Raw genomic sequence first — 7,870 nt, forward strand, 5'->3', positions numbered from 1 at the left:
GATGAGTCCACGGAACTTGATGTCAGGTAGGGTAGGGTAGGGTAGGGTAGGGTAGGGTAGGGTAGATCCTTCGCCATTTTCCCGAGTCTATGGGGACGTAATGAAGTAACAAATACGTGATCGAGAGCATCATCGCAGGTCACAGGCCTGTGGAGGGTTCGAAACGCGCAAGTTATTTCATTTCGACTCCTATTGTCCTGCTTCTCTTCTCGGCTACCATGGAGACGTCCCGTCCTTGACCACGACGTGGAGTATCGAGATGAAGTCATTCGCCCGCACGACCATCCGTGCGATTCTTCTGGTTTCATTCCTGGCCGCCGGCTCTCCGTGACCGGGGAGTTTCCCTCGTTGAAGGCGCGTCAGCTTCTGCGAGTGCTTGGACGATTGGGATATCGCGTGACAAAACAGGACGGTTCAGCTCACCGGTGGCTGGAGGCGGACGGACGTCCACGACTTCGTCTCGCTTTTCATGACCGGATCACCGTCGGGCCGGGGGTCGTCCGGCAGATACTGGTCAAGCAGGTGGGGCTGACGGTCGAGGAGGCGTTGGAGGTGATCGATAGTGTCTAGGGCGGTATCGGTGCTGGTTCGCCGGGACGGCCCCTGCTGGTCGGCCTGGTCGCCGCAGTGTCCTGGTCTGGTGGCAGCCGAGACGACCGCCGAGGAGATTCGTGCCGCGTTGCCGGATCTGATCGCCTGGTACTTCGACGGAGACACCGACGTCAACCTGCGGATCCACCTTGAGCTGGAGGTGCGCGGTGTCATCGTCCGGATCGCGCAGGATGCCGACGCCTGGGAACGGCAGCTGGTCGCCGAGCGTCTGGGCGCGGCCTTGGGCGTGGACAGCCAGGCGGAACAACTGCGCGCCGTGCGGGCGAACGCCGCGGGCGAGGTGGTGTATGTCTGTGCGCTGCCGTCGGACCAGGTCTCCTGGCTGACCGGGCAGATGGACGACGAGGACGATGCGGTTGTCGTCGCGCTTCCGGCGACGGAGAGCGAACTGTGGACCTTGCAGTTCGACGCGCTCCGGTGGCGAGGTGAAAAAGCGCCGGGTGCCGGCTACCGGCCGGAGGTAACCTTTGATGAGATCATGGCGACGTTCGCCGGGCCACGCCTCCAGCTCAGCGCATGACAGCCGGGCCCCGCGCCGGTCAGCCCCCATCGGTGAGCCCTCATCGGTCAGCGCCCGCCGGTGAGTGTCCGCGTGACGGCGGGAACCGGCATCGTGGGTGGGCGCGGCTACCGGGGGAGATCGCGCAGGATGAGGTCGAGGCCCGCGAGGAACTGGGCCTCGTTCTCCTCCCGTAGATGGGGTGCCGCCTCGGAGAGGTCCGGATGGTGTTCGGCCGGCGGGCGTACCGCCGCGACCGGGCCGCCGCGGGCGCCGGCCCCCTCCCGTTCCACGGCCCGGGCGAGCTGGCGGGCCTCGCTGAGGGTGTGGCCGAGGGTGTAGAAGAGCAGCGTCTGGTAGACGTTGGCGGCGTCGGCCGGATCCATGCCCGCGCGGTGAAGCTGGGCGACCGCGTGATCAGCCCGCTCCCAGTAGGCGCCCACCCCGGGCGGGCGGCGCAGCACCAGCGGCGCCAGGGTCGGGTGCGCCAGCAGGGAGCGCCGGAGCTGACGGAAGTTCTCCCGGATGTCCCGGCGGGGGTCGTCGGTCTCCGGCAGCTCCTCCACCCCGCGGATCACCGTGTCCGTCAGCGCGTCGAGCAGCGCGTTCTTCGTCGTGAAGTGTCGGTACATCGCCGTGGGATCCACGTCGAGGAACGCGCCGAGGGCCCGCATGCTGAACGCGCCCGCGCCGTGCGTGTCCACGACCTCCATCGCCGCCGCCAGCAGCACCTCCCGGGACAGCGTGCCCCGCGGGGTCCGCCGGGAACCGACCCGCCGACCTCGCCGCCTACCGGTCTCCGCGCCGGCGGTCCCAATGCCCCCCGGCTCGTCGTCATCCGTGCCGGGCTCGTCAGCGCCGGGATCGTCCGTGCCGGCGTCACCCTCCCGGGTGTCCTCGGAGCCTGGGCTCTCGTCGTCGGACCGGGGCGCCGTGGGATCGCTGGTCTCGTCGTTGATGGCATCATGATAGTCAACGATGTTGACGCCGTCCCGCGGCTTGCAATGGTCTACTCTTTGGCCCCGTCTTCGGCCCAGTCTTCGTGCACCGGCCCGTTGCCACGGCGCTGCACCCGCACCCCCTGATAGCCCGGTCGCCAGCTTTCCAGCACGATCTCCCCGGCCGGCTCGTCGACGCTCGTGCGGACCACCTCGGTGAGCTCGACGCGGAAGAGGTCGAACGGCGTCGGCGGGCCGATCTCGGTGGCGAAGGAGGCCAGGACCTCCTCATCGTCGATTCACCGGGCCCGCCCGGAGACGCGGATGTCGCCGCCGGCCAGGTCCTGGCCCGGCCCGGGATTGGCGGCCAGGGCGAACCGGGGGTCGCGACGCAGGTCCCGGGACTTGCGCGCATCCGGCATGCTCCCGAGCCACAGTTCCCCGAACCGGAAGTTCGTCTCGATTCCGCTCGTGCGCGGGGAGCCGTCGGCACGCACGGTGGTCAGGATGTGATGGCGGAATGCCGCGAACCGGGTGCGTGCGGTCTCGGCGAGGGCGGGTTGCGCGGTCTCAAAGTCGCGCCAGGATGTCGTCACCGCGCCATCGTGACCCGGAAACTCTGCCATCTGCTGTCCTGGTTCACGGCTAGGCTTCCCAGACGTGCGATCGAGTCGGCTTACCGCGTTGCTCCTGCATCTGCAGGCCGTGCGGCGGGCGACGGCCGCCGAACTGGCCGCCGAGCTCGAGGTGTCCGTGCGCACCGTGCACCGTGACATCGCCGCCCTGCAGGCGGCCGGCGTGCCGCTGTGGACGCAGACCGGGCGGGCCGGTGGGGTGTGGCTGCTGGACGGGTGGCGCACCCGGCTGGACGGCCTGACCGGCGACGAGGCGGCCGCCCTGGTCCTCGCCGGGGCGGGGGGAGAGGTGCTGGGCGGACTCGGGATGGCGGCGTCCGCCGCGGCCGCCCGGACCAAGCTCCTCGCCACGCTCCCGCCGTACCCCCGCGAGCGCGCCGCGCGGGTACGGGAGCGATTCCACCTCGACGCGCCTGGCTGGTTCCATCGCGACGAGGCCGTCCCGCACCTGGCCACCGTCGCCGGGGCGGTCTGGTCCGGGCATCGGGTCGACGTCCGCTACGCCCGGCGGGACCGCGAGGTCGCCCGCCGGCTCGACCCGCTCGGGCTCGTGTGTAAGGCGGGGGTATGGTACTTTGTCGCCCGTCATCGGGCCGACGTGCGCAGCTATCGCGTCGCGCGGCTGAGGCACGCGATGGTCCGGCCAGAGCCCTTCGAGCGGCCCGCCGGCTTCGACCTCGCCCGCTGGTGGGCCGCGTCGAACGAGGACTTCGCCCGGACCCTGCTGCGTTGGACCTGTCGGCTGCGGTTATCCCCGGTTGCATTGACCCGCCTGCGGCAGGTCGTCGATCCGTTGGCCGCGCGGGAGGCCGTCGCCGCGGCGGGCCCGCCTGACGCCGACGGCTGGCGGGAGGTGGAGTTCGCGACGGAGGGGCTCCAGGTGGCGCTCAGCCAACTGTGTGCCTTGGCGGACGGGGTCGTGGTGCTCGCCCCTGCCGAACTGCGTGCCGCCTTCGCCGGGGTGGGTCGGCGCATGGCGGAGAACAATATGGCGGAGAACAGTGCTACCGCGGCGGTGGGAAGCAACGCTACCGTCGCGGGAGATCGGGAGATCGGGAGATGCCGGTGAAGGAGGTCGCGCCATAAGTACCGGCGGGCTGCTCGTTGTCGCTCTGGTGATGGCCGTCGGCCTGGTTGGCGTCGTCCTCCCGGTACTACCGGGCCTCGTCCTGGTCTGGGGCGCGGGTCTGTGGTGGGTGATCGCGGACGGTGGGGGAGTCGGCCGCTGGATCGTGCTGGCGCTCATGACCGCGCTGTTCGTGATCGGGGTGCTCACCAAGTACGTCCTGCCGGCTCGGGCTACCGCCGGTCGGGGGGTGCCGTGGCCCAGCCTGGCCATCGGCGCGGTGTGCGCGATCATCGGCTTCTTTGTGGTGCCGGTCGTCGGGCTCCTGATCGGTGGAGTGGTCGGGATCTACCTGGCCGAGCTGGCGCGGCTGGGGGATGCGCGAGCGGCGGGCCGTACGACCTGGGCCGCGATTGTCGCCTTCGGGGTCGGTGTGGTCGTGGAGCTCGCCGCCGGCGTCGCGATGGTGCTCGTCTGGTTGGTCGGCGAGTTCGTTGCCTGACGACGCGTGACGACGCGTGACGACGCGTGGCGGCGCGCTGCTGGTTCCGGTCTTCCGGAGTCCGTGCGGGCCGGGAGTCCGCGCGTCCTGATCCGGGGAGCCGGCCGGCCCCGAGCCTGGTCGGCCGGTCTCCCGACGGCGTCCTCCGCTGCATGATCGCTATGTTAAGTAGGGGTAACCATTTCCGGTGCTCCGTGGTTGCCACCTCGTCCGTCGTGTGCGGCTGTTAGCATCGTCCGAGTGATGCTGATGGAACGTCTCCTGACGGATCTCAATGGTGGACGGCGAATGTTCCACTCCGAATTTCACCGGGCTATCGGATCGAACCCCGGATGAGTGATCCCGGGCGAACCTGTCGAAAATCTCAGAAATTCATACGATATTTTTTCCACTATTGTTCAGAGCGGTCGTGGTCGAAGCCACGGTGCCTTTTCTGTCGCATTCTTCCGGGGCCCCGCAGTGGTACCGGGCGCGCCCGCGGAGTCACCGGCCGATGCGGCGTCCGTTCTTCCCCTCGATGTCCTTCCCTTCGACGTCAAGGATCGTGTGGAGGCATCCGGCCGCCGGGTTCCGCGGCCGCGGTCTGGTCGAGGCCTGACGACGTGACCGGGAAACGTAGCGCGCAGGCCCCGTCCTTGAGGGCGGGGAGGATGCCAAGAGAGGAGACCGTCCCGTGCGTGTCCTGGTGATCGGATTCGGGCAGGCGTTGCTCAACCAGCTGGGTTCGGCGCTGCCGCCAGGCAGTGTCACCCTCGTCGAGGACCCGGATCTGATCGACCGGCGGCGGGTGCGGCCGGCTGTCGAGAAGCTGCCCTGCGTGGCGGCCCTGCTCCCGGCGGCCTACCACCAGAGCGAGGACTTCCTCCCCGTCGTGCTCGCCGCGGCGGCCACCGAGGGACCCTTTACCGCCGTCGTCCCGGCCCTGGAGTACAGCGTCCCCGCTGCGGCCTTGGCCGCGGCCGCACTGGGCCTGCCGGGCGCGGGAGTCGGGGCCGCCCGATGCCTGTCAGACAAGATCGAGCTGCGCCGGGCGGCGACGGCGGCGGGCATCGCGACCCCGCGCTGGAGGGAGGTCTTCGGCCCGGGTGACCTCGCGGCCTTCGGGGTGGAGAGCCCGGTGGTGCTCAAACCCGCCAACCGGCACGGCAGCCTCGGCGTGCAGATCCTCGACGCGGTGGAGGACGGGCCGCTCGACCTGGCGGCCATCTGGTCGGCGACGGTTGCCGCCCTCGACGACGGCGCGCTTCCCAACCGCCCGTTGCACTGGCGCTACCTGGTGGAGAGCCGGATGGTCGGCGCGGAGTTCAGCGTGGAGGCGCTGGTTCGCGACGGCGTGCCGAGCTTCGTCAACGTGACGGCGAAGCGGGTGCTGCCCGGGCGGCACCCGGTCGAGACCGGGCACGTCGTGCCGGCCCCCGGACCCGCGGCCAGGACCGCCGTGCTGAGCCGCGCGTTGACGCGTCTCATCGCGGCGATCGGCTTCCGGGACGGCATCCTGGCGGCTGTCATGCGGATCTAATTCCGTTGCCGCCGTCGCTCACCCTGATTATGAACACGTAAACGCCTGCCCGATCGGCACGTCGCGTACCCGCGGTATCCCGGGCTCCGCGTCCCGGTCGCATAATGCCGAGGTGGAACGCGCCAGCGAGAAATCGGACAGATGATTCTTCGCATATGGGTCGGCGTCCGGCGGGCGAGTACGGACATCGCCGTCGATCTGTCTGCGGCTGTTGCTTCCACGCTCTCCCCGCGGCTGTGTTCCGCTTTTCCGTTCCTTTCTCCTCGTTGGCTGATGGGGGCCGAGGGTGCGCCGTGGCGGGTGCTGCCGTCGCGGCGGGAGTGTCGGTGTTGGGGGTGTCGGTGTTGGGGGTGCCGGGCCGGTGCGGTCGCTACCTGGTCACCGGATGACCGGGCCGACGGTTCTCATCCAGAATCCGACGGTGGTGCAGCCGGCCGAGACGTCGGTGTTCCTGGCACCCCGTCCGTCCTACGACCCGGTCCGGGCCGCGGCCGAGTCCGCCGCGGTGCGAGCGGCGCTCGCCGACCTTGGGGCCCGTCCCTGTGCCCCGTCCGAGATCCTCGCGGCGCTGCCCCGGGAGGTCCTGATCGAGCTCGCCGTCCGCGCGGTCAGCGCCGAGGACGACCTGCGAATGGCCGCCGCCCGCGAGGCGCTCCACGACTGGTCGGCGCCGGCGCTGGTGCCGGTGGTGCTGCGCCAGCCGCGGCTGCTGCTCGACCCCGGCGCCGCCCGCGGCGTGATCGGTCCCGACCAGGCGGACGAGAGCTACGCCCTGCGTCCCTTGGCCGGGTTGATGTTTCCCCGTGATCATTATGTCGATCTCGGTGAAGCGGTCGCGGTCGGCCGGTTGCGGCGCCGGGACCGGGCCCGCGAGACAGTCGTCATGGCGGCCGTGCTGCGCGGGTTGCGGGGCCGATCGGCCGAGGTCCGCGTCCCGGAGCCGCTGTTCCTGGAAGGCGGGGATCTGGTGAGCTGCGGCGATGTGGCCGTCCTCGGCACCAGTTGGCGGACCAGCCCGGCAGTCTGGGGGCTGTTGCGTCCGCATCTGCTGGCCAGCTTCGGTCACGTGGTGCGGGTCCGCGACGAGCTGCGGCGTGACGGCCAGCCCCATCTGAACTCCTGGCTCGGCCTCGGCCCGGGGATCGCCCTCGTCGCCGCCGATCGGCTGCACGCCCCGGCGGTGGTGGAACGCGACGGCGTCGCCGGCCGGGAGACGACGCTGGTCGATGCCCTGCGAACGATCAATCTCGCCGTCTGTCCGCTGGCACCGGACATGGTCGCCGCCTTCGCCGCGGGGGTGTTCTTCCTGCCGGCCTTCGCGCCGCCGGAATCGGTCCTCCGGCCGGAATCAGAAGCGGTCCTCCGGCCGGAGCCGGCCGCCCTGGTATCCACGGCGAGTGCGCCCTGGACCGAACCGGTGCTGTCCCGGTTCGGGATCCAGACCGTCGCGGTGCCGTTCGATGAACATCACAAGCAGTTCGGCAGCCTGCACCGGGCGCTCAACACCGTCCCGCTGCACTGATGGCGCACCGTCCGTGCCCTCCAGAACGGGCCGTGAACGCTCCTCAGGGAGCCTCCCAGACCCGAAGACCGCAGTAAGCCTGTGCGCCGGCTCGGTGCGTCCGGCTTCGCGCTCGGGCCGATCTTCACCTCCTCCGCCCACGGTTACGACACCATCGACCATCTCCGCATCGATCCGCGGCTCGGCGACGACCGCGGCTGTCCGCGCCCAGAGACCCGGTCAGATCTGTTGGGCGGCGCGCCGTCCACGGGCACCCAACGGGACCTCGGAAAGATCCTCGGCCTGCGACCGGAGGTTCTTGTAGCGGTAGCCGCGTTCGGTCAGCCAGGCTGCGGCGGTCGCCCGCGCACGGTCGGTCGCGGCCACCATGTCCTCCTCGGTCTCGCCGGAATCCAAGAAACGGAAGGTGAAGAAGGGCCTGGTGGCGATGTCGTAGGTAAGGCTGCCCTTCGGCGTGAACGCGGCCTGCAGGATGTCGTGTTCCGCCGCGTGGGCCAGCAGTTCGGTGCGCTGGTCATCGGTCAGCCCGTCGAAGGCGCCGCGGACGGTGATGCGGAAGGTACGGGTGCCCATGGCG

The 7,870-nt window shown here is 70.1% G+C and carries 10 protein-coding genes; 6 read left to right on the forward strand and 4 right to left on the reverse strand.

Annotation, left to right across the window (positions count from 1 at the left end; genetic code table 11):
- Positions 1-327 precede the first annotated feature (327 nt).
- A complete protein-coding gene (locus AC08OU_RS13700; RefSeq protein WP_462202988.1) occupies positions 328-570 on the forward strand; it encodes a type II toxin-antitoxin system HicA family toxin in 243 nt (80 codons plus the stop codon).
- Positions 563-1,132: a hypothetical protein gene (locus tag AC08OU_RS13705; RefSeq protein ID WP_462188407.1), complete on the forward strand. Its 570-nt coding sequence runs from the start codon at positions 563-565 to the stop codon at positions 1,130-1,132. Before AC08OU_RS13700 ends, AC08OU_RS13705 begins: the two co-directional genes overlap by 8 nt.
- Positions 1,133-1,239: 107 nt before the next feature.
- On the opposite strand, the gene AC08OU_RS13710 is transcribed toward AC08OU_RS13705, so the two are convergent.
- From AC08OU_RS13710 to AC08OU_RS13720, 3 genes are all read right to left on the reverse strand, one after another.
- Positions 1,240-1,842: a TetR/AcrR family transcriptional regulator gene (locus tag AC08OU_RS13710; RefSeq protein WP_476605055.1), complete on the reverse strand. Its 603-nt coding sequence runs from the start codon at positions 1,840-1,842 to the stop codon at positions 1,240-1,242.
- A 278-nt stretch (positions 1,843-2,120) separates the two neighbouring features.
- Positions 2,121-2,261 (reverse strand): hypothetical protein, encoded by a 141-nt coding sequence (locus tag AC08OU_RS13715; RefSeq protein ID WP_476601652.1) that lies wholly within the window; start codon positions 2,259-2,261, stop codon positions 2,121-2,123.
- Positions 2,262-2,348: 87 nt separating this feature from the next.
- Positions 2,349-2,645, reverse strand: a complete 297-nt coding sequence (locus tag AC08OU_RS13720; RefSeq protein WP_476605056.1) for a pyridoxamine 5'-phosphate oxidase family protein — start codon at positions 2,643-2,645, stop codon at positions 2,349-2,351.
- A gap of 64 nt (positions 2,646-2,709) precedes the next feature.
- Here AC08OU_RS13720 and AC08OU_RS13725 point away from each other — a divergent pair, with 64 nt between their 5' ends.
- The 4 genes from AC08OU_RS13725 (at position 2,710) to AC08OU_RS13740 (ending at position 7,293) form a co-directional block, all read left to right on the forward strand.
- On the forward strand, positions 2,710-3,753 hold the full coding sequence (locus AC08OU_RS13725; protein ID WP_476601650.1) for a helix-turn-helix transcriptional regulator: 1,044 nt from the start codon (positions 2,710-2,712) through the stop codon (positions 3,751-3,753).
- A gap of 49 nt (positions 3,754-3,802) precedes the next feature.
- Positions 3,803-4,252, forward strand: coding sequence for a DUF456 domain-containing protein (locus AC08OU_RS13730; protein ID WP_476601653.1), 450 nt, complete (start codon positions 3,803-3,805; stop codon positions 4,250-4,252).
- 673 nt (positions 4,253-4,925) lie between these two features.
- Positions 4,926-5,771 carry an ATP-grasp domain-containing protein gene (locus tag AC08OU_RS13735; protein WP_476601649.1) on the forward strand — a complete coding sequence of 282 codons (846 nt, stop codon included), beginning with the start codon at positions 4,926-4,928 and terminating at the stop codon, positions 5,769-5,771.
- A gap of 421 nt (positions 5,772-6,192) precedes the next feature.
- Positions 6,193-7,293 (forward strand): arginine deiminase family protein, encoded by a 1,101-nt coding sequence (locus tag AC08OU_RS13740; RefSeq protein ID WP_476605057.1) that lies wholly within the window; start codon positions 6,193-6,195, stop codon positions 7,291-7,293.
- Between the two features lie 219 nt (positions 7,294-7,512).
- On the opposite strand, the gene AC08OU_RS13745 is transcribed toward AC08OU_RS13740, so the two are convergent.
- Positions 7,513-7,870, reverse strand: a 358-nt coding sequence (locus AC08OU_RS13745) for a DUF6204 family protein (protein ID WP_476605058.1), incomplete at its 5' end; no start/stop codon positions are given.

The sequence above is a fragment of the Frankia sp. CcMO1 genome (assembly GCF_977945845.1).

Coding starts and splice junctions, on each gene's coding strand:
- AC08OU_RS13730 (WP_476601653.1), top strand. CDS start 3,803: ATGGCCGTCGGCCTGGTTGGCGTCGTCCTCCCGGTACTACCGGGCCTC.